Origin of the sequence: Vibrio sp. 10N.247.310.23 (assembly GCF_041467155.1) — a bacterium.
GTDB classification, from domain to species: domain Bacteria; phylum Pseudomonadota; class Gammaproteobacteria; order Enterobacterales; family Vibrionaceae; genus Vibrio; species Vibrio crassostreae_C.
Window position 1 is genome coordinate 76,022 of record NZ_JBFSTZ010000018.1, and the last position, 21,729, is coordinate 97,750.

At 45.2% G+C, this 21,729-nt stretch carries 16 protein-coding genes and 1 pseudogene; 6 read left to right on the forward strand and 11 right to left on the reverse strand.

The genetic code is table 11. From position 1 onward, the window contains the following. Nucleotides 1-55 precede the first annotated feature (55 nt). From prpF to AB6D93_RS14880, 6 genes are all read right to left on the reverse strand, one after another. Nucleotides 56-1,228 (reverse strand): 2-methylaconitate cis-trans isomerase PrpF, encoded by a 1,173-nt coding sequence (prpF, locus tag AB6D93_RS14855; RefSeq protein WP_102333364.1) that lies wholly within the window; start codon nt 1,226-1,228, stop codon nt 56-58. A 9-nt stretch (nt 1,229-1,237) separates the two neighbouring features. Then, entirely contained in the window at nt 1,238-3,874 is a 2,637-nt protein-coding gene (gene acnD / locus AB6D93_RS14860; protein WP_102333365.1) for a Fe/S-dependent 2-methylisocitrate dehydratase AcnD, read from the reverse strand. A gap of 101 nt (nt 3,875-3,975) precedes the next feature. After that, nucleotides 3,976-5,190: a 2-methylcitrate synthase gene (prpC, locus tag AB6D93_RS14865; protein WP_102333366.1), complete on the reverse strand. Its 1,215-nt coding sequence runs from the start codon at nt 5,188-5,190 to the stop codon at nt 3,976-3,978. Nucleotides 5,191-5,336: 146 nt separating this feature from the next. Continuing rightward, nucleotides 5,337-6,233 (reverse strand): methylisocitrate lyase, encoded by an 897-nt coding sequence (gene prpB / locus AB6D93_RS14870; RefSeq protein WP_017062292.1) that lies wholly within the window; start codon nt 6,231-6,233, stop codon nt 5,337-5,339. Nucleotides 6,234-6,333: 100 nt separating this feature from the next. Then, nucleotides 6,334-7,053 (reverse strand): GntR family transcriptional regulator, encoded by a 720-nt coding sequence (locus AB6D93_RS14875; RefSeq protein WP_102333367.1) that lies wholly within the window; start codon nt 7,051-7,053, stop codon nt 6,334-6,336. A 391-nt stretch (nt 7,054-7,444) separates the two neighbouring features. Then, a complete protein-coding gene (locus tag AB6D93_RS14880; RefSeq protein WP_102333368.1) occupies nt 7,445-10,618 on the reverse strand; it encodes an HD domain-containing phosphohydrolase in 3,174 nt (1,057 codons plus the stop codon). A 497-nt stretch (nt 10,619-11,115) separates the two neighbouring features. On the opposite strand from AB6D93_RS14880, the gene AB6D93_RS14885 reads away from it, so the two are divergent. The 5 genes from AB6D93_RS14885 (at nt 11,116) to AB6D93_RS14905 (ending at nt 15,732) form a co-directional block, all read left to right on the forward strand. Beyond that, on the forward strand, nt 11,116-12,087 hold the full coding sequence (locus AB6D93_RS14885) for a tripartite tricarboxylate transporter substrate binding protein (RefSeq protein WP_017055247.1): 972 nt from the start codon (nt 11,116-11,118) through the stop codon (nt 12,085-12,087). A 244-nt stretch (nt 12,088-12,331) separates the two neighbouring features. Further along, on the forward strand, nt 12,332-12,832 hold the full coding sequence (locus AB6D93_RS14890; RefSeq protein WP_004733594.1) for a tripartite tricarboxylate transporter TctB family protein: 501 nt from the start codon (nt 12,332-12,334) through the stop codon (nt 12,830-12,832). 10 nt (nt 12,833-12,842) lie between these two features. Beyond that, the gene (locus AB6D93_RS14895; protein ID WP_012603793.1) at nt 12,843-14,363 is read left to right on the forward strand and encodes a tripartite tricarboxylate transporter permease; all 1,521 of its coding nucleotides are present in this window, start codon (nt 12,843-12,845) and stop codon (nt 14,361-14,363) included. A 192-nt stretch (nt 14,364-14,555) separates the two neighbouring features. After that, nucleotides 14,556-15,314, forward strand: coding sequence for a sulfite exporter TauE/SafE family protein (locus AB6D93_RS14900; protein ID WP_102333369.1), 759 nt, complete (start codon nt 14,556-14,558; stop codon nt 15,312-15,314). Nucleotides 15,315-15,540: 226 nt separating this feature from the next. Continuing rightward, entirely contained in the window at nt 15,541-15,732 is a 192-nt protein-coding gene (locus tag AB6D93_RS14905; protein WP_102333370.1) for a hypothetical protein, read from the forward strand. 132 nt (nt 15,733-15,864) lie between these two features. On the opposite strand, the gene AB6D93_RS14910 is transcribed toward AB6D93_RS14905, so the two are convergent. Then, nucleotides 15,865-16,278, reverse strand: a complete 414-nt coding sequence (locus AB6D93_RS14910) for a VF530 family DNA-binding protein (protein WP_010438513.1) — start codon at nt 16,276-16,278, stop codon at nt 15,865-15,867. Nucleotides 16,279-16,517: 239 nt separating this feature from the next. Between AB6D93_RS14910 and AB6D93_RS14915 the strand changes: the two are divergent. Then, nucleotides 16,518-16,724 (forward strand): annotated as a pseudogene (locus AB6D93_RS14915) (metal-dependent phosphohydrolase); the annotation flags it as partial. A 138-nt stretch (nt 16,725-16,862) separates the two neighbouring features. Here the strand turns inward: AB6D93_RS14915 and gnd are convergent. The 4 genes from gnd to AB6D93_RS14935 form a co-directional block, all read right to left on the reverse strand. Next, the gene (gene gnd / locus AB6D93_RS14920) at nt 16,863-18,311 is read right to left on the reverse strand and encodes a decarboxylating NADP(+)-dependent phosphogluconate dehydrogenase (protein ID WP_017059712.1); all 1,449 of its coding nucleotides are present in this window, start codon (nt 18,309-18,311) and stop codon (nt 16,863-16,865) included. A gap of 28 nt (nt 18,312-18,339) precedes the next feature. Beyond that, nucleotides 18,340-19,074, reverse strand: a complete 735-nt coding sequence (gene pgl / locus AB6D93_RS14925) for a 6-phosphogluconolactonase (RefSeq protein ID WP_017066266.1) — start codon at nt 19,072-19,074, stop codon at nt 18,340-18,342. Then, entirely contained in the window at nt 19,071-20,573 is a 1,503-nt protein-coding gene (zwf, locus tag AB6D93_RS14930) for a glucose-6-phosphate dehydrogenase (protein ID WP_017059714.1), read from the reverse strand. The genes pgl and zwf overlap by 4 nt, the downstream gene beginning before the upstream one ends. 410 nt (nt 20,574-20,983) lie before the next feature. Next, the gene (locus tag AB6D93_RS14935) at nt 20,984-21,679 is read right to left on the reverse strand and encodes a response regulator (protein ID WP_017059715.1); all 696 of its coding nucleotides are present in this window, start codon (nt 21,677-21,679) and stop codon (nt 20,984-20,986) included. Nucleotides 21,680-21,729: the final 50 nt, after the last annotated feature.

The window sequence follows — 21,729 nt, forward strand, 5'->3', positions numbered from 1 at the left end:
GCACTCTTTTCTCAGCGTTGTATTCGTGAACATTTAACCGTTCACGACAATCGCTTTACTTGGGAAAAGGCACACGAATGGCACCTTCCATGATCACTCGGGCACTACGACTCATAATCGCCCTCTCAATTCTCCACCCACTTTCGCCTTGTATCGCTTTAGCACCCACTTTTAAGGTTCCTGATGGATGACCAAAAGTCACAAAATCTCGGGAACCCTCACCGACTGCCAAGTTAACTAACGTACCCGGAACACTGGCCGCTGAAGCAATGGCGACCGCAGCCGTACCCATCATAGCGTGATGAAGTTGCCCCATAGACAAAGCACGCACAAGAAGGTCAGTATCTTCAACAGCAACCGATTTACCACTTGAGGCTTGGTACGCTTGAGGCTTAGCAACAAACGCAACTTTAGGTGTATGTTGGCGTGATTCTGCTTGCTCTAGGGAATCGATAAGGCGCATCGCGACTGCACCATGTGCTCGAATGGATTCAAACAGAGCCAAGGCTTTGGTATCACTGTTAATATCCGATTGAAGCTCTGTGCCTTGATAGCCCACAGCTTCAGCATCAACAAAAATGGTTGGTATCCCTGCATCGATATATGTCGCTTTGATGCAACCCAGATCTGGAACATCTAAAAAATCGACAACATTCCCTGTTGGGAACATAGAGCCACTCGCATCGGCGGGGTCTAGGAAATCAACTTGGATCTCAGCGGCGGGGAAAGTCACACCGTCGAGTTCAAAATCACCTAACTCTTGAACTTCGCCACCAGCGATAGGTACATGAACAATAATGGTTTTCTCTATGTTCACTTGCCATACTCGCACCTCGACCACACCGTTTTCTGGAATACGATTCGAGTCGACTAGGCCACTATGAATAGCAAATGGGCCCACTGCAGCAGACAGATTGCCGCAGTTACCACTCCAGTCCACAAACGGCTTATCAATGGCAACTTGGCCGAATAGGTAGTCAACATCGTGATCGGCTTTACTACTTTTCGAAACAATCACGGTTTTACTGGTACTGGATGTTGCACCACCCATACCATCGGTTTGTTTGCCATAAGGATCTGGACTACCAATCACGCGCAGAAGTAATGCGTCTCGAGCTTCTCCGGCAACTTGCGCAGCTTCAGGTAAGTCACTTAAGTTGAAAAAAACGCCTTTGCTTGTTCCGCCCCGCATGTAGGTAGCAGGTACTTTTATCTGTTTGATGTTCATAACTAGCTCCTACTGTGAAAGAAAGTCTTTAGCGAAACGTTGCAATACGCCACCAGCGCTGTACACATTCACTTCGTCTGCCGTGTCTAGTCGGCAGGTCACAGGAACATCCAGCTTGTCACCGTTTTTACGAGTGATGACTAGAGCCAAATCAGACCCTGCTTCAATGTCGCCGTACACGTCGTAAAGCTCGGTGCCGTCCAGTTCTAAGGTATTGCGATTGGTTCCCGCTTTAAACTGCAAAGGCAACACACCCATTCCAACTAAGTTGGTTCTGTGGATTCGTTCAAAGCCTTCGGCAACAATCACTTCAACACCCGCCAAGCGCACCCCTTTGGCTGCCCAGTCACGTGATGAACCTTGTCCATAATCGGCACCCGCCACGACAATCAAAGGCTGTTTACGGTTCATGTAGGTTTCTATCGCTTCCCACATTCGCGTAACTTGACCTTCTGGTTCAACTCTTGCTAGTGAACCTTGCACAACTTCTCCAGTGTCCTTAACCATTTCGTTATACAGCTTAGGGTTGGCGAATGTTGCTCGTTGCGCGGTTAAGTGATCGCCTCGATGGGTCGCGTAAGAGTTAAAGTCCTCTTCCGGCACTTCCATTTTGGTGAGATATTCCCCCGCAGCGCTCGAAGCGAGAATCGCATTTGAAGGGGATAAGTGATCTGTAGTGATATTGTCACCCAGAATCGCTAAAGGTCTCATACCAGATAGGCTTCGTTCCCCCGCAAGAGCCCCTTCCCAATAAGGTGGTCTTCGGATATAGGTACTTTGAGGTCGCCAGTCATAAAGCGGTTCAGTAGTCACCTGCTCCTCGTCTGGCTGGAACATTTTTACGTAGATTTGTTGGAATTGCTGAGGCTTAACATGCTCACCGACAACAGCATCGATCTCTGCATCACTCGGCCATAAATCGCTTAAGTAGATTGGCTTACCATAGTTGTCAGTGCCTAAGCTGTCTTTCTCGATATCAAAGCGAATCGTACCCGCCAAGGCATAAGCAACCACTAATGGCGGTGAGGCTAAAAACGCTTGTTTGGCATAGGGATGGATTCGACCATCGAAATTTCGATTCCCTGACAACACAGCGGTTGAGTACAGGTCGCGGTCGATGATCTCTTGTTGGATTGTAGGATCCAATGCCCCACTCATTCCGTTACAGGTAGTACATGCATAGCCGACGATACCGAAACCTAATTGTTCCAGCTCAGGAAGCAAACCCGCCGACTCGAGATAGAGCTTGGCAACTTTAGAACCTGGCGCAAATGATGTTTTCACCCACGGCTTGCGAACTAATCCAAGCTGATTGGCTTTCTTAGCAACCAATGCCGCGGCGACCACGTTTCTTGGGTTACTGGTGTTAGTACAAGAAGTAATTGCTGCAATGATTACGGCACCATCGGGCATCTGATCATCGCTGTACTGCTTAGCATGCTGCTCTTTCCAAGATGCTTGACTGATACCTTGTTCAGCCAGCTCTCTGGTTGGCAAACGGCGATGAGGATTTGAAGGCCCCGCAAGGTTACGCTCAACCTTCGATAAATCAAACTCAAGTACACGCTCATATTGAGCAGAATCGAGATCGTCAGCCCATAGCCCAGTTTGCTTGGCGTAGCGTTCAACTAGTTCAACCTGCTCAGGCTCTCGACCAGTGAGTTTCAGGTATTGAATAGTCTGCTCATCGATATAGAACATACCCGCTGTCGCACCATATTCTGGCGTCATGTTAGATATCGTTGCGCGGTCACCAATAGTCAGAGCACGAGCCCCTTCACCGAAGAATTCCAAATAGCTTGAGACCACTCTCTCATTGCGAAGGAACTCAGTAATCGCAAGCACAATATCCGTTGCGGTGATCCCTTCTTGTCGTTGACCCGTTAGTTTAACGCCGACAATATCAGGCAAACGCATCATTGACGGACGACCGAGCATCACTGTCTCAGCTTCCAAGCCGCCCACACCAATCGCAATAACGCCCAGAGCATCGACATGAGGAGTATGGCTGTCTGTGCCGACACAGGTATCAGGAAACGCGACGCCTTCTTTAGATTGAATAACTGGAGACATTTTCTCCAAGTTAATCTGGTGCATGATCCCGTTACCCGCAGGGATCACACTCACGTTTTTAAACGCGGTTTTACACCATTCAATAAAATGAAAACGGTCTTCGTTTCTGCGCTCCTCAATCGCGCGGTTTTTATCAAAGGCTTGGCTATCAAAACCTGCGTGTTCCACTGCCAAAGAGTGGTCAACAATCAGCTGGGTTTCGACCACAGGATTCACCTTGGCAGGGTCTCCGCCTTGGTCGGCAATCGCATCTCTTAATCCCGCTAAATCAACCAAAGCGGTTTGACCAAGAATATCATGACACACCACGCGAGCAGGATACCAAGGGAAATCTAGGTCGCTCTTACGGTCAATGATCTGTTTTAAGCTGTCTTCAAGGGTTTCAGGATCACAGCGTCTTACTAATTGCTCTGCCAATACTCTCGAAGTATAAGGCAAGGTTTTGTAAGCACCTGGGGATATTGCTTCTACCGCTTCGCAAGCATCGAAATATTCTAAACCCGTTCCCGGTAGAACCTTTCGATACTTGTTTTCATCAAGATCTTGGTTGCTTTTAAGTTTTACATCAGACATACATCCACCATTATCTGTTAAATTCTATTCGTTGGTTCTCGAGGCCTTATCACATGAAGATAAAAGTCACCTCGAGATATAAGTCGGCTCGATATAGAGGACTAACGTAAATGGATTGGCAGCCAGTCTTGATGCTCTGGCCCAGTGTAGTCTGCGCTTGGGCGAATGATGCGATTGTTTTCTCTTTGTTCGAACACATGCGCCGTCCAACCTGTAAGGCGGCTCATCACAAAGATCGGAGTAAACAATTTGGTTGGGATGTCCATGAAGTGATATGCCGATGCATGGAAGAAGTCAGCATTACAGAACAAGCCTTTCTCGCGCTTCATAACCGCTTCAACACGTTCTGAAACGGCGTAAAGCTGTTTATCACCGACCTCTTGAGCTAGCTCTTTTGACCAACGCTTGATTAGAGCATTTCGTGGGTCGCTTTCACGATAAATGGCATGACCGAAGCCCATGATTTTGTCTTTGTTAGCAAGCATCTGCATGATGTTAGTTTCTGCTTCATCAGCGGATTTCCAATCTTGGATCATTTCCATTGCCGCTTCATTCGCACCGCCATGTAAAGGACCTCTTAGTGTGCCAATTGCTGCTGTAACGCACGAATGAATATCTGACAGTGTTGATGCACAGACACGGGCAGCAAAAGTAGATGCGTTAAACTCATGCTCTGCGTAAAGCGTTAGTGAACAGTGCATTACCTGCTTATGCAGTTCACTCGGCGCTTTATCTGTTAGCATTTTCAAGAAGTAGCCACCCAGACAGGCTTCACTTTGATCTTCAGTATCAATTCGCACGCCATCATGGCTAAAGCGGTACCAATAACAAATAATGGCAGGGAAAAGCGCGAGCATTCGTTCAGTCGCAGGCAGTTGCTCGGAGAAGTCAGACTCTTGCTCTAGATTACCTAGCATTGAACAGCCCGTTCTCATCACATCCATTGGATGAGCGTCTGCTGGGATAAGCTCTAGTGCTGCTTTCAAAGGTTGAGGCAAGCCGCGCAGACCAACCAACAATATTTTATAATCATCGAGCTCTTTTTCAGTGGGTAAGTGACCCCTTAGTAGCAGATGCGCCACTTCTTCGAACTGAGCATGATTAGCAAGGTCGGTAATATCGTAACCACGATAAGTTAAACCCGTTCCTGACTGGCCTACGGTACATAGCGCGGTGGTTCCCGCACTTTGGCCACGTAGACCAGCACCACCGATTGCAGGTGCGCTAGCTGGTTTGATTTCGGGTTTTTCGCTTTGTTGTTGGTTTTCTGTTGAAGCCTTTTCGACAGCTGCTTTATCACTCAAAGATACAGACATGGTGAACTCCTTTTCTGTGTTAGCCGTCTGCACTCTTTGGTGCTGCCTGTTTATATGTCCGATGATCTTTATGATCGGTACTGGATTTGGCGACTAACCATTTCACGTTATTGGATTAAGTTGATTTTTGATTAATTGAAACTGGTTTACCCTTCGCTTGAAAACAACTGATCAAGCTTGTTCTCGTAGTCGTGGTAATTAAGGTGTTCGTAAAGCTCCTTACGGGTTTGCATTGAATCCAACAGAGCTTCTTGATTGCCTTCAACTAGCAAGTGCTTGTAAACATTCTCCGCCGCTTTGTTCATCGCACGGAACGCACTCAATGGATAAAGCACCATGTCGACACTTGATTGGGCTAACTCGTTACAGCTGTAGAGTGGTGTTTGGCCAAATTCAGTGATGTTCGCAAGAATAGGCACGTGCTTGCCCGTTGCTGATTTCAGCGCTGCCGAGAACTTCACGTATTGATCGAGTTGATTCATCGCCTCAGGGAAGATCATGTCTGCGCCCGCTTCAACACACGCAATCGCTCGTTCAATCGCACTATCAATACCTTCAACCGCCAATGCATCCGTACGCGCCATAATCACAAAGCTCTCATCGGTTCTAGCATCTGTTGCCGCTTTGACTCTATCGACCATCTCTTGCTGGCTCACAATCGCTTTATTTGGTCGATGACCACAGCGTTTCTGGGCCACTTGATCTTCCATATGAATTGCAGCTGCGCCTGCCTTCTCCATAGCGCGAATGGTACGTGCAATATTAAATGCGCCACCAAAACCCGTATCGATATCCACCAGCAAAGGCAAATCACACGCATTGGTAATACGTTCAACATCCACCAACACATCGTTCAATGTGGTGATACCTAAATCAGGCAAACCGTAAGACGCATTGGCGATGCCTCCACCAGATAGGTAAATAGCTTGATGCCCCAAGTTCTTTGCCATCATCGCGCAGTACGGATTGACCGTGCCGACGATCTGCAATGGGTCGTTGTCTTGCACAGCTTGTCGGAACTTAGCTCCTGCTGATAACTTCATAATGACGCTCCCTGTTAATTGTTTATTTCTAGCTAACCTTTAAGACTTACGGCTTTTGGTTATCGCCAGCTCTGACCCGCTGACAGATACCAGTCGCCAGTTAATCAAGATCTTTGGATTGAATTTGTTGCTCTATAAGTAATCGGCTTCCCGAGATGTGTCTTCGCATTAGCATTTCTGCTAGCTCTTCATCACGGTTGCGAATCGCTTGTAGGATGTATTTGTGTTCATCGAGCGCCTCTTTGGGCCGAGACTGAGCCCTAGGCGATTGATAGCGGTACATGCGTAATAGGTGATAAAGCTCGTCACACAACAGAGAGATCAATTTGCTGTTACGACTCGCTTTGATAATGCGGTAATGAAAATCGAAATCCCCATGTTGATGGAAGTAAGATGAACCTTCGACTTCATCGATATGTTTAGAATGTGTCGACAATAAGCCTTCAAGCCCGATAAGCTCTTCTTGTGTGATATGTCTTGCTGCTAAGCGAGCCGCCATGCCTTCCAATGCCTCTCGCACCGCGTACAACTCGAGTAGTTTGTCTGCCGAAAAAGTAATAACTCGAGCCCCTACATGAGGAATGCGTTCAATCAAGCCAAGCCCTTCAACACGCATTATCGCTTCACGTAATGGGCCTCGGCTTACCTCAAAGCGTTTAGCCAGTTCAGGCTCCGAGATCTTACTGCCCGGTGCTAATTCACCGTTAACAATCGCCTCAACGAGGTACTCAGTGAGGTTTTCTGATTTAGTGTTCTCTTTATCGTTCACACGTGTCTTCGTGTTTGCATTTAAGCTGAGATCTTTTATCGCAGTATTCATATTCACGCTGCTCACTTCTGATTGCCGACCCTAACTGTCAACAATTTCATAACATGAACATAAAATACACGATTGAATTGTCGACAATCAAGCCAATTGTCGACAATTTAGACTAAGGTAGTATTTTTCATAGACGATTAAAACTAATCCAAAAGGACACTACAAACAACTCAACCATCTGTTATTTATCGATTTAATCAGAGTAAGAGTCACTAACCCCCTATCTACCCTAAAATCATTTGAAATCGATATGTCGACAACTTATAACCGAAACTTGTCAAAAGCAGCCCCCTTCGTATCTATCCACCAGCTCACCGATAAACAGATATAAAAAAGGCGCACTCATGTGCGCCTTTCATTCATAGACCCCGTTCTAACAAGCCACCTTTACTCAAGCAATCTGACGAGTAACATCTAGGTATTTGCTGATATCAACGAAATCAATTTGTTCCGGCTTCAGATACTCTTCTGCATAACGCAGGTGAGTGCCGCTGGTTAAGAACAATCTAAACAGTTCGATATCGAGATGCTCGTCCAACGCCATTTTGTACATGATGTCGACAGCAACACTGATTGGCTTCGCCTTCTTATAAGGCCTATCCGCAGCAGTTAACGCCTCAAAAATATCGGAGATCACCAGAATACGTTCTGGGATTGAAAGGTCATCACCAGTCAGCTTCCTTGGATACCCTGTACCTTTAAGTGTTTCATGGTGAGTTGAAGCGTAGCGAGGAACACGACTTAGCTCTTTCGGGAATGGCAGGTTCTCAAGCATCTTAATCGTGCCAAGCATGTGCTCGTTTATCTTAAATCTATCTTCAGCAGTCAATGTACCGCGTGCAATACTCAGATTGTAGACTTCGCCTAGGTTGTATAAGTGCTCAGGCACATCCATTTTAATTTGATGTTTCGGGTCAAATTCTAACGGCCTATCTCTTTTCACTATGTGCTCTGGCTTATCACTCAAAAGTGGTTCTGTGGCTGGTAAACTTGAACTCGGCTCTCGATTCATTGCCTCTATCGGTGATAGACCAAGTTGATCATCAAAGTTACGCGTCCAAGTCGTTTCAGCTATCAAGCGAATACGAGCAACTTTGTCATCACTCATGAATTCACCACCAACATTAGACGTCGCGATAAACTCAAAATCATCTTGTAGCTTCTGTTGCGCTTCAGCCAACTCTGTTTGGATTTGTTCGCTCGCTAGCTTGCCTTCAAGCTGTTTCGTTAATGCTATTATTTCAGCATCACGCCACAATACCTCAAATCGAGTTCTCACCTCGTGAATTCGGTTGTAGTTGGCCTCAAGCTTCGTACCTTTATCGACGATGTGTTCCGGCGTTGTTATTTTTCCGCAGTCATGCAACCAAGCCGCAATTCTAAACTCACGGCGCTCATCATCATTTTTAAACTCAAAATTTTTAAAATGATCAGATTGTGATTTCTCAGCCACGTCAGCTAGCATCAAACCTAGCTCTGGTACACGGTTACAGTGCCCAGCCGTATAAGGGGACTTGTCATCGATAGCTTGGGCGATAAGCTTGATAAACGACTCTACAAACGCCTCTTGCCTCTGTTCATGTCGTTTAAGCTCCATTGCCATTTCTTTTACAGCAACAGATAACTCCCACACTTCTTTAATACGAGTATTAAGCACAGCTACGTTGTCATAGTCACGCAACTTAACCTTGTGAGTCTCTTTCTCTAATTGGCGAATAGGACGTACTATCGGTGTACCAAAGACCCAAGCCACAGGCAAGGTTAAACTCATCAGTAAAATCGTTACACCAACAGAGGTTGCTAGACGCTTATTGACTGTACTGAAGACTTCAGATTCGGGAATCAATACCGCAAAATACTCAGAGTAGTGTTCGCCCGTGTCTATTTTCTTTAAATAGAGATGCTTGATCTCGCCATTCAACTCTACCCTTACCATACTGCCTTCAACCGTTGCTTCCTTAGTCAAATCATAAAGTTCAGTATAAGGAACCGTCGTATTCGTATTAAAGCCGGTATCATGCAGCCACTTTTTCGCTAAGGCATCAAGTTGTTCACCACTTAACTTACTGATAGCTTGATCAATGATTGGGAGCAATTGTTTATGCTTGCTCTGCAGCACCAAATGGAATTGGTTTGAGTAGTTCTGTTTTAGATCTTCTAGAGTCCCATTGACAACAAGGCCTGGCTGGAAAAACCTATCTAATGCAAACGAGAGTACGGGTTCTGCTTCTAAGAAAGCAAAGTTCTCTTCGCTTTCAATTGAATTAAATGCAGACTCTAGGTTTTCAAATTCAACTAAATCAATGTTCGGAAAATCCTCTCTCAACTTAGGAATAATTGACCACCCAGATAAAATGGCAACTTTTTTACCCTCAAGCTCGGCATAATTAGTGACAACCTTCGCGCCGACCCTTGTCACGATAGAAAATGGCAATTCATAAATTGGAGTCGTGTATAGGCCATCTATGCCATTATTTTTATAATGTTGAACCGATTGCAGGCCATCAATACTTCCTTCTTGAAACTTACTGACAAGTTCGCCCCAAGAGAAACCATTAACAAATTCAAACCTGATCCCTGTCATCTCACCAATCATTTTAAGAAGGTCTATCGCATAGCCGTTTGGTTTTCCCGCCACTGAAAAGTCCATCGGCCCCCAATCATTTTGATTAGACACTAACAGCGGAGGGGTATCGTTAATCAAGGCTTGCTGCTCAGACGATAGCATCAATGTTGATACATCAAACTCCGATTCCTGATTGTTAACCTTGAGGTTAGACGCAATAATATTACCCGATTTCGAATATAAGAAAGACTCAACCTTACTGTCTTCTGCTAAGCCAAGCGCCGTACCTGATAGTTTGCTAGCTAAAGAAGACAACACAATATCAATACCAATCACATGTTGAACTTCAGATTCGATTTTCGAATCAAACGCTAAAGAATAAGTTTGCCCGGTAATTTGTAAATGCTGGAAAAGATATGGCTGAGTTTTTTCGACCGACTGAACATTGGCAGAAACATACCAAGGCCTGGTTGTTGGAAGGTAGTTGCTCTGCTCCGTAGTTGAGTTTCTTAGCGTAAACTCTTGGTCAAAATATTTCGTCGTACGGACGCGCTCCTCCCCTATATTATGAATCTCAACCACAACCCAACGGTCTTTTTGTTGTGCACCGATTTTTTCTCTAACGACAGGGGCAGATTCTAGATTAATAATTTGGAAGAAGTTTTCATTAGATGAGCCAATGTAAATACTATAAAAGAGAGGGTTATCTTTAATTGCTTCTGAAAGAATACTACGCGACTCTTCTTTCGATATTTTGTTACTTATAGAACGTTTCACTGAAGAAAGTAAACGCGCCGTATTGGCTGCGTCAGAATCAACCGCGCCGATATAGTTACTCAGCTCTTGGGACACCATCGTCAACTTTGATAGGGTATTCTCAGTCGCCATTTTTTTACTGAAGTAATATTGCAGTGAAACCGCAACAACAGCGGTAAGAAATGTCGCGAGTAAAAACATTCCTCCAACAGTAAATCGTAACGAAATTTTTTTTAATGCCATTATTTCATCCTTGAATAATCGCCAACTCCAAAGTTAACAGCCTAGCGCAATCAATACCGCTTAAGTTGCATATCAACTATAGTAACTCTATTCCACATCTAAAATCTAACACCTCTATACACCTGACTCTTTTGCAGAAATAGTTATCGTAGTCACATCTAACAATATAGACCAACAACCAATGCACTCGAGTAGAAAACGCTAGTTAAATCCAACCTTTGTCAATGAATTCAATCATTCTGAGACAATAACTACGATTTTAGAATCCAGATATCATTCAACAGTAAATGGACAAAAACACGTTACCGTGAACTTTATGAACAATATTAATCCAATGTTCTTTATTCTCAATATCGCCGCATTACAGACATTTCATTAACACACCGTTAACTTTAGCTTCATCTGCTAAGCAATATCCTACTCATCTGTTTAGTAGCTGGAAATAAAACATAAGTTTCTCTCCATTGAAGAGATCCCCTACATAAGGAACGTGAACCATGTTCAAGGCACTGAAACCTACTCTTGCGGCTTCTATCATCGCAGCAACCTTTTCTTTCAACACTTTTGCTGCTGACGTAGAAAAAATCCACTTCCTAATCCCTGGCGGCGCTGGTGGTGGTTGGGATATGACAGCTCGTGGTACGGGTGATGTATTGGTGAAATCAGACATCGTAGAAAATGTCTCTTTCCAAAACCTATCTGGTGGCGGTGGCGGTAAAGCGATTGCTCACCTAATCGAAACGGCTCAACGCCAAGAAGACACGCTAATGGTGAACTCAACGCCTATCGTTGTTCGTTCACTAACGGGGATCTTCCCACAATCTTTCCGTGACCTAACTCCTGTAGCAGCAACCATTGCCGATTACGGTGCAATTGTCGCGTCTGCAGATTCTAAGTACAACACTTGGGAAGACGTCGTTAAAGAATTCGAAACCAACCCACGTAAAGTGAAAATTGCTGGTGGCTCAGCTCGTGGCAGCATGGACCACCTTGTGGTTGCGGCAGCGTTCAAAGGCGAAGGTTTTGATGCTAAAAAAGTACGTTACATTGCCTACGATGCTGGCGGTAAAGCGATGGCGGCACTGCTTTCTGGCGAAACACAGCTGCTTTCAACGGGCCTTGGTGAAGTACTAGAGATGTCTAAATCTGGCCAAGTAAAAGTGCTTGCTGTGACGGCTCCAAAGCGTCTTGACGCTGCGCCTAACATCCCAACACTGACTGAATACGGCAACGAGACAGTATTTGCTAACTGGCGTGGTTTCTTTGCGGCACCGGGTACAAGCCAAGCAAAAATCGACGAGTGGAACGAAGCTCTTGGCAAAATGTACAAAACCGATGAGTGGCAAGTGGTTCGTGACCGTAACGGTTGGATCGACAACTACAAAGCTGACAAAGATTTTTACGCCTTCCTAGAAGACCAAGAAAAACAGATGGGCGATCTAATGCGTGAGCTTGGTTTCTTGAAGTAACCAACAACCATAGAGGGCTTATGTGCCCTCTTACTCTTTCCTGTTTCGCCGTGCATGAGTTAACTTCAAACTCCTTTGTTTATTCGTAGACGTATTACTAACGCTTGCCGATTCGTTGTAAACGCAAGTGGCTGATAAACCAGTACCGTAATTCGCTTACCTTTGGTTAGTGATCCCAGACATTTCATTGACTCGCTCATGTACGGCTTTTTTACTTTTTATACCACCCCAAATGGAGTTGGATATGTCGGACTTACCAACCAAATTTCTGAGTAAGGAATCTTTGCTTTCGAAGGATCGCATCGGAGCCATGCTCTTTATGCTTGCATGTTTATGCTATGGCTACCAAACCACGCTGATTCCTTTGTTCCCCGGTGACGAGTACGAACCCTTCACAGCAAGAACCTTACCTATCCTGCTAACGTTTATCGGCATTGGCCTTTCGTTGATCCTGCTTATAACCGGACAGCCGGATAAAAAAGTTACATGCGACACTACGCCGCTGAACTGGAAACTGCTTATTGGCTTCTTGGTGTTAATGGCTCTGTACGGTGTTGGACTGACTTATCTTGGCTTTGTTTTAGCAACCAGCTTCTTCTTACTTGCAGGCTTTTACCTACTGGGTGAGCGCCGCAAAGCTGTCTTATTTGGCGCGTCGTTTCCTTTCGTTATCGCGTTCTTTCTTTTATTAACTCAAGGCTTAGATATCTACCTAGAGCCTGGTTTAATCTTCACTCTTTGGTAGGGATAACATTATGTTAGACGGAATTTTACAAGGACTTTCTACCGCCGTGATGCCAATGAACATCATGATGGTAATTGTTGGCTGTTTTGTTGGTACCTTTATTGGAATGCTACCGGGACTCGGTCCAATTTCAGCAATCGCGTTGATGATCCCGATTACATACGGCCTAGATCCTTCTTCTGGCCTAATCTTGATGGCTGGTGTGTACTACGGCGCTGTATTTGGTGGCTCGACGTCATCCATCTTAATCAATGCTCCGGGTTGTTCTTCAACGGTAGTAACCGCGTTTGACGGCTACCCGATGGCTCAAAAAGGCCAAGCAGGTAAAGCACTTGCTCTCGCGGCTTACTCTTCTTTCACAGGCGGTACGCTTTCAGCAATCATGCTTTTGATTGCCGCACCGGCTCTAGCAAGCGTGTCACTGAGCTTCCAGTCTTCAGACTACTTTGCGTTGATGCTATTAGGTTTGTCCGCTGTAGCGGCGTTTGCAGGCCCAGGTCAGGTAATCAAAGCGTGGATGATGACTATTCTTGGTTTGATGCTATCAACTGTAGGTATCGACAAAGGTGTTGGCGTTGAACGGTTCACTTTTGGCCTTACGGATCTGATGGATGGCTTTAGCTTCCTATTATTAGCGATGGCAACATTCGCACTGGGTGAAACCTTGATGGGTATTCTAAAACCAGAGCAAGACACCAGCGCGGAAGAAAGCCAAAAGATGTCGGATATTGGTAGCATGAAGGTCACCAAAGAAGAGTTCAAAGAAGTGGCACCAGTTTCAATTCGATCTTCTATTCTCGGTTTCTTTACCGGTGTTCTACCGGGCGCAGGTGCCACTATTGCGGCATTCCTAAGCTACGGTATGGAGCGTAGCCTCGCGCCAAAAGACAAGCAGAAAGAGTTCGGTAAAGGCAGTATCCGTGGTCTTGTTGCTCCTGAATCAGCAAACAACGCCGCTTCAAGTGGTTCATTCGTTCCGCTACTAACGCTGGGTATTCCGGGCTCTGGTACAACTGCGATTATGCTTGGTGCATTGATTGCCTACGGTATTCAGCCTGGTCCTCGCTTGTTCGTTGAACACCCAGATGTATTTTGGTCGGTGATTATCTCGATGTACTTTGGCAACATCGTACTGGTTATCTTAAACCTGCCTTTAATCCCTTATATTTCTAAACTGCTAGCGGTACCTAGAACGGTTCTACTGCCAATGATTATCTTCTTCTCAATCACTGGCGTGTACTTGGTGTCATTCAACACGATGGACGTATTTGTGATGCTACTGGTAGCGATGGCTGCGATAGCATTAAGGCTAGCCAACTTCCCATTGGCACCATTACTGTTAGGCTTCATATTGGGCGGCTTGATGGAAGAGAACTTAAGACGAGCATTGATGATCAGCGATGGTGAGTTGAACTTCTTATGGGAACGCCCTATTACGATGACCTTCACTATTCTGGCGGTATTGGTGCTGTCTAGCCCGATTCTAGTGAAACTATTTAAGAGTTTTAGAGCGAAGCCAGTAGAAGTGTAAAGCTTTATCGAATCAACTAAACCTCAACGAAAGGAGCCATTGGCTCCTTTTTTCATTTAAAGCCTCAATTAAAACCAGCGGTTAAAGATGGTAGCAAACTCACAAACCTATCTTTACAACACACATGGCGCTGATATTCATAACAAATTCAAGTAAGGTAACCAGTTAGTTAACGTATTGGATTCTAAAACTATGGATTGGTTGATTCTATTCTTATCAGGGGTGGTTGGCGGTGTGCTTAACTCCATTGCGGGTGGCGGCAGCTTCATCACTTTCCCTGCTTTGTTATTTGCTGGCGTTCCACCAATAGCAGCCAACGCGACCAACACCTTTGCTTCATGCGCTGGTTACATCAGTGGTGCTTACGCACTGCGCCACGAAATTCAATCTGGTACCAAACAACTCAAGCTCGTTGTTGGGCTATGCGTAATTGGCGGCGGCATTGGTGCATTTTTACTACTACACACGCCAGAAGCGCTATTTACCCAATCCGTACCTTGGTTATTACTGTTCGCCGCTCTGCTTTTTACCTTTGGTGGCACTCTCAACAAATGGCTAAAGAAAGTAACCGCTAAACATAAGCACGCCACCAGCGCAGGGGCGTTCTTTTCCGCTGTATTGCTTTTGATCGTGTGTGTTTATGGTGGTTATTTTAATGCAGGCTTAGGCATTGTGACATTGAGCTACTTGGCGCTGGCTGGTTACACCAACATCAACGTGATGAATGGCATCAAACTGCTCGTGTCCGCGTGTGCTTCCCTCGCAGCGATCGTATTTTTTATCGTCAATGGTTCGATTGATTGGCCGTCTGGCATGGCTGTATTATTGGGTACATTGGTTGGTGGTTATTATTCAGCAAAAATCTCTCGCCGCATCCCTCAACACTATGTTCGAACCACAGTGATCATCGCGAGCTTTTTGATCACCGCTTACTTTTTCTATGCTAATTAGACGTTCGGTTTAATAAGACTTGCAACTGAAAAGATAAAGCCAAAAGACTCCACCCTGCTCATACCGATTTGGCTATTTTATTACTTATAAAATAGCCAAGCCAAAATGTGTGAGACGAGTCCTTCAATTAGCAAATTTGATAACAATTTAGACTGTTTTTTAGCCTTTATTTTGCCAAAGGTAGGATAATTCTCCTGTCGAAAGTGAGACTTCATTAGGAGGCGTTATGAACACTAAACTCGGTCATGTCATGTCATCAAGTCGACTCATTTGCTTTGTCGCTTTTCTTGCTGTCACATTCGCGTGGATCTTAAAAATGCCCGCTCTGTTTTCTGTGTCAGCGCTATTCTTACTGGTCAGTGCGATCGTTTATGTCACCGATCTTTGGAAGAATCAAAGAAAGAACCGCGAAGCTTAGCCAATTACGGTTTAATCGAACGAATTAAAAAAGGAGCTCATAGGCTCCTTTTGTGTTTTTCGCTTATCTAATTAGCCGTGCTAATCGCCGACGCCTTATTTAGCGACGGTTCTTTCTAGCGACGCCTTCTTATTAACGACGGAAGTTACGACCGTTACCGCCGCGGCGCTCTTTAAATGCAGACGCAGCTTTAGCTTGAGAAGCGTGGATAGACTCAACCGTTAGTTCCATTGGCTCACGAGGCTCTAGCCCATGGCGGAATGTACGTGAACGCGGAGGCATCTGATATTCGATGTCCGATGCTTTAGGCATGCGCTTGAAACGGTAAAGGTAGAAGTTTTCAACCTTCTCACGAGCCCATTCGGTTTTCTTCAGGTATTTAACTGCGCTTGCCACTGTAGGCTTAGTGTTAAAGCAGTTCATACGCATTGCCGCATCTAAAATTTCCCAACCATAGTGATCCACTAATTCAGTGATCATGGTTTCAAGCTTTAAGCCGTGTAGCGGGTTATTTTGTTGCAGTTCGATTCTTTCTTCTTCAGTCATAACATTACCTTTTTCAAGGCAACTAAAGGCCTTGAATTTACTCTAGAACACCGTCATCACTGACCATTTCTAGCTCAATCACTTGGGCATTACATCCATTGCCCTTATTTATGCCTTTATGATGGCATAAAGCATACTCGTTATCCTATTTATCTTTGAAATTAATTTTAAAATGGTTATTTAACGTCCAGATCATCATTAACAACACTTTAGTTAAGCAATAGCGCATACGCTATTAACTGGCAGACGTATTCGATGCGTTAATGAGTAAAAGAGCCTATAAACACGCTTGGTCACTGAATGAGGTGATGGCCTATATAGAAGCAAACACTGGTTCAATGTTTGACCCAGAGTGGGTTGAAGCGCCTAAACAAAACCTAGACAGCTCTATGGCCATTCGAGATCAATACAACGACGATGTACAACCACATATCATGACCGCCTAAGCGATAATTAGTTGTGTGTTTGAAGTGACCATCTAAAAATACGCAAACCAACAAAAAAGGATGCCAGTTGGCATCCTTTTGTTTTCTAGTTTACAGCTAATAAGAACAACAAGGTTCTTAACTGATTCTAACTAACGATTATACGTCGTAAGTTGTAGAAGCAGTATCGCCGCCTGTACCAGTCCAGTTTGTGTGGAAGAATTCACCACGTGGACGGTCAGTACGCTCGTAAGTGTGAGCACCGAAGTAGTCACGTTGAGCTTGAAGCAGGTTCGCTGGTAGACGTGCAGTTGTGTAACCGTCTAGGAAAGATAGCGCAGAAATCGTACATGGCATTGGGATACCAGACTCTAGAGATTTCGCTGCTACTTTACGCCATGCCACTAGGCTGCCTTGTAGGATGTTTTTGAAGTACTCGTCAGAACCTAGGAACGCGATGTCTGGGTTTGCTTCGTACGCATCACGTATGTTGCCTAGGAATGCAGAACGGATGATACAACCACCACGCCACATTAGCGCTACGTTACCGTAGTTTAGGTCCCAGCCGTTTTCGTTCGACGCTTCACGCATTAGCATGAAACCTTGAGCGTAAGAGATGATCTTAGAAGCCAGTAGAGCTTGACGTAGTGCATCAACCCACTCTTGCTTGTCGCCTTCAACTGGAGTGATTGTCTTCTCAAACAAAGCTTCAGCTTCAACACGTTGGTCTTTAAGAGCAGACAGGCAACGAGAGAATACAGACTCAGAGATCAGTGTTAGTGGGATACCTAGGTCTAGTGCGTTGATACCAGTCCACTTACCCGTACCTTTTTGGCCTGCAGTGTCTAGGATCTTCTCAACTAGCGCTTCACCGTCTTCATCTTTGTAGCCAAGGATGTCAGCAGTGATTTCAACTAGGTAGCTGTCTAGCTCAGTCTTGTTCCAGTCAGCGAATACTGCTTGCATCTCGTCAGCAGACATACCTAGGCCATCTTTCATGAACTGGTATGCTTCAGTGATAAGCTGCATGTCACCGTATTCGATGCCGTTGTGTACCATCTTAACGAAGTGACCAGCACCGTCGTTACCAACCCAGTCACAGCAAGGCTCACCAGCGTCAGTTTTTGCCGAGATACCTTGGAAGATTGGCTTAACCGCTTCCCAAGCTTCAGCCGCACCACCTGGCATGATTGAAGGACCGAAACGAGCACCTTCTTCACCACCAGATACACCAGTACCGATGAAGTGGATGCCTTTCTCACGACAATGCGCTACACGACGGTTAGTGTCTGGGTAGTTAGTGTTACCACCATCAATGATGATGTCGCCTTCGTCTAGAAGTGGGATTAGGTTTTCGATGAACGTGTCTACAACGTCACCAGCACGAACCATAAGCATCACTTTACGTGGCGCTTCTAGCTTCTCAACTAGCTCTTCTAGAGAGTAAGCACCAACAATGTTAGTACCTTTAGCTGGGCCTTCTAGGAACTCGTCTACTTTAGCAGCAGTACGGTTATGAGCCACAACTTTGAAGCCGTGGTCGTTCATGTTTAGGATAAGGTTCTGACCCATTACTGCTAGGCCAATTACACCGATATCACCTTTCATTATTTTATCTCCTTGCGGCTATTCGCACTTATGCGATAGCACTTGCTGCATTTGAATCTAGGAACCACTCTGTTTCGCCAGTTTTAGACTGGATTTTCGCTGCCGGGTAAGGCAGTTCTGAAGCAGGAGTTGTATGAATTTCTTTAACGATCTCAACTTTACCTGCACCCAGTACTAGGTAGCTGATTCGTTTTGCTGCTTCTAAAACTTTCGCTGTTTTAGAAACACGGATTTGACCAGACTCAGGGTGAGAAGCTAATACAGATAGGTTCTCATCTTGGTAGTTGGTTGCACCTGGGAATAGTGAAGCTGTGTGGCCGTCTGCGCCAACACCAAGCAGAATCCAATCGAATACAGGCGTGCCGTTTTCTGTTGGGATTACGTCTGCCATCTCTTTTGCGAAACGCTCTGCTTCTGCTTTTGGTTCATCTTCACCACGGATGCGGTGGATGTTTTCAGCAGGAAGGTTTACTTGAGTAAACTCTTTTAGTTTTGAAAATAAGAGCGCGTTTGCTTCACCGAAATTGCTTTCAGCGTCGTCTGGTACAACGCAACGTTCGTCGCCCCACCAGAAGTGAAGGTTATTCCATTGAATACCTTCCGCGTATGGCGCCTGTGCTAAAAGTTTGAAAAGCATTTTTGGCGTGCTGCCACCAGACAGTGAAATGTGAACAGGTTTGCCCTGCTCGCTGTATGCTTTCATTTCATTTGCTAGGTTTTCAACAACCAGTTCAGGCGTTGCAAAGATCTTGTGATTGATCATAGTTCGCAGTAATCCGTGTCTGTTAAGTTTTTGCATGGGAAACGCCATGCGCGGCCATCACGTTGCAGAAGTTCATCTGCTTCCTGTGGGCCCCAAGTACCACAAGCATAGCCAAACAGTGCTTGAGGATCTTGCTTGAAGTCTAAGATTGGTTGAACGTACTTCCAACATGCTTCTACCGCATCGGTACGTGCAAACAGAGTCGCATCACCGTTCAGTGCATCAAGAAGAAGACGCTCATAAGCCGTCAGCATCTGAGTTTCAGGCAAGTCAGAGTAAGAGAAGTTCATTTTCACTTCTTTTGCTTTGAAGCCTGCGCCTGGCTCTTTCAAACCAAAGCTCATCTGAATACCTTCATCCGGTTGGATGCGGATAATCAGCTTGTTCTCTGGTGCATCTTGACCAAATACTGGGTGTGGCGTGTTCTTAAAGTGAATCACGATTTCAGTCACACGTGTTGGTAAGCGTTTACCTGTACGTACGTAGAAAGGAACACCATTCCAACGCCAGTTATTGATGTGAGCTTTCAAGCCGATGTAAGTCTCGGTACGAGAATCATCCGCTACACCATGCTCTTCACGGTAACCTAGTAGGTGCTGACCACGAACATCTGATGCTGTGTACTGACCTAATACTAAGTCTTTACGCAGATCATCTTCTTCTAATGGTTTCAGACACTGAAGCACTTTAACCACTTCATCACGAATAGAATCAGCGTTAATTTGTGCAGGCGGCTCCATACCTACCATCGCTAGCACTTGCAGCAGGTGGTTTTGGAACATGTCGCGAACTGCGCCAGAACCGTCGTAGTATCCGCCACGCTCTTCAACGCCAAGGAACTCAGCACCTGTGATTTCAACGTATTCAATGAAGTTACGGTTCCACAGTGGTTCAAACATCGCGTTTGAGAAACGAAGCACTAGAAGGTTTTGAACCGTCTCTTTACCAAGGTAATGGTCGATACGGTAGATCTGGTGTTCTTGGAAGTGATGATGGATCTCTTCATCCAACGCTTGAGCTGATGCTAAGTCGTAACCAAATGGTTTTTCGATGATCAGACGACGCCAGCCGTTCGATTCATCGTTAAGGCCATGCGCAGCAAGGTTTGCTGGAATCACACCGTATAGGCTTGGCGGGGTTGCCAAGTAGAACAATGTGTTATGGTTTTCGAATTGGTAGTCTTGCTCAAGCTTGTCTAGACGTTGTGCTAAACGAGCATAGTCGTCTACATCTGAAGTATTGATCGCTTGGTAATGCAGATGTTCAATAAATGCATTCAGCGTCTCTGGTTCAGTTTTTTCCATTTCCTGAAGAGACTTCTTCAGCTTCTCACGGTAAGACTCATCGCTGTACTCAGTACGGCTCACTCCAAGAATCGCAAAGGATTCTGGTAGTTGATTGCTAGCATACAGGTGGTATAGAGCAGGAATTAACTTGCGGTAAGTTAGATCTCCCGACGCACCAAAAATAACGATGCTGCTGTTTTCAGGTATTACCATCATCTTTCCTATAAAAACAAGGTTTTTAGTATTCGCCAAAGGTATCAGCGACATACGAAAATAGATAATAGGTCTTAACTATTACATCAATAGTAAGCGCCTATTAAATTTGAGAATGCGTTTGGTAAACGAGGGTGAAAGCTATCACCTCTATTCGGGACAGTATTGTCTATGACTATTTGATTTACATCAACCACTGTGAAAGCAATCGATTAAATATTGACTCATTTCGAACAAATTCTAATCGATAGTTCCGTTCATTTAACCCACGGGTGAAGCAAATCGGCATTCTCAAACAGTGTAGTCAAGAAAGAACGGTATCTGGTCGGTGGAGTGAGCAATAGGAAAGGGAGAAAAAGGTAAAACCAGCTTATTCAACTGGCTTTATATTTATTTTGATGGTGTCGTGTTTATCTTTGCGCTTTGTTGTAGCAGCGCTCCGGGCGACCTACGGTACCGTAATTTAAGTCTGCGACTAACTCACCAGTGGTAATCAAAAATTCTAAATAGCGTCTGGCGGTGGTTCGGCTAGCACCAATTCGTTCTCCGGCTTCATCGGCGGTAATATTAACGGCATCAGCTTGCTGAAAAATGGCTCTGATCTTATCCAACGTTACGCCATCAATTCCTTTGGGCAAGGTTGATACTTTTCCTGAGTCCGCTTTGGCATTGGCTTGCAGCATCTTATCAACCAAACCTTGGTTCAAATCAGACACGCTTTCGAACTCTTGTAACTGTGACTGATACTTCTTCAGTGCTGCTTCCAAACGAGGAAACATGACTGGTTTTAATAGGTAATCCACCACTCCCCCGCGCATTGCCTGCTGCAGCGTATCCACATCCCGAGCAGCAGTAATCAAGATAACGTCGCAGCCTTGATTGCTCCCTCTTACGTGATTAAGAATATCGAGCCCACACCCGTCCGGCAGGTACACGTCCAATAACACCAAATCAGGTTTTAAGATGTCCAGTTGCATGAGCGCTTCAGACTGTGTGGTGGCAATGCCGACCACGTCAAAGCCACCCATCTGTTCTAAATAACGATGGTGTAGCTCTGCAATCGCAATATCATCTTCAATGACCATGACTCTCGTGATTGCGTTCATTTATGTTCTTCCTTTAACCATGCTTTTTCCGTCACGATGATCTTCGCAAG

Coding starts and splice junctions, on each gene's coding strand:
- prpF (WP_102333364.1), bottom strand. CDS start 1,228: ATGAACATCAAACAGATAAAAGTACCTGCTACCTACATGCGGGGCGGA.
- acnD (WP_102333365.1), bottom strand. CDS start 3,874: ATGTCTGATGTAAAACTTAAAAGCAACCAAGATCTTGATGAAAACAAG.
- prpC (WP_102333366.1), bottom strand. CDS start 5,190: ATGTCTGTATCTTTGAGTGATAAAGCAGCTGTCGAAAAGGCTTCAACA.
- prpB (WP_017062292.1), bottom strand. CDS start 6,233: ATGAAGTTATCAGCAGGAGCTAAGTTCCGACAAGCTGTGCAAGACAAC.
- AB6D93_RS14875 (WP_102333367.1), bottom strand. CDS start 7,053: ATGAATACTGCGATAAAAGATCTCAGCTTAAATGCAAACACGAAGACA.
- AB6D93_RS14880 (WP_102333368.1), bottom strand. CDS start 10,618: ATGGCATTAAAAAAAATTTCGTTACGATTTACTGTTGGAGGAATGTTT.
- AB6D93_RS14885 (WP_017055247.1), top strand. CDS start 11,116: ATGTTCAAGGCACTGAAACCTACTCTTGCGGCTTCTATCATCGCAGCA.
- AB6D93_RS14890 (WP_004733594.1), top strand. CDS start 12,332: ATGTCGGACTTACCAACCAAATTTCTGAGTAAGGAATCTTTGCTTTCG.
- AB6D93_RS14895 (WP_012603793.1), top strand. CDS start 12,843: ATGTTAGACGGAATTTTACAAGGACTTTCTACCGCCGTGATGCCAATG.
- AB6D93_RS14900 (WP_102333369.1), top strand. CDS start 14,556: ATGGATTGGTTGATTCTATTCTTATCAGGGGTGGTTGGCGGTGTGCTT.
- AB6D93_RS14905 (WP_102333370.1), top strand. CDS start 15,541: ATGAACACTAAACTCGGTCATGTCATGTCATCAAGTCGACTCATTTGC.
- AB6D93_RS14910 (WP_010438513.1), bottom strand. CDS start 16,278: ATGACTGAAGAAGAAAGAATCGAACTGCAACAAAATAACCCGCTACAC.
- gnd (WP_017059712.1), bottom strand. CDS start 18,311: ATGAAAGGTGATATCGGTGTAATTGGCCTAGCAGTAATGGGTCAGAAC.
- pgl (WP_017066266.1), bottom strand. CDS start 19,074: ATGATCAATCACAAGATCTTTGCAACGCCTGAACTGGTTGTTGAAAAC.
- zwf (WP_017059714.1), bottom strand. CDS start 20,573: ATGGTAATACCTGAAAACAGCAGCATCGTTATTTTTGGTGCGTCGGGA.
- AB6D93_RS14935 (WP_017059715.1), bottom strand. CDS start 21,679: ATGAACGCAATCACGAGAGTCATGGTCATTGAAGATGATATTGCGATT.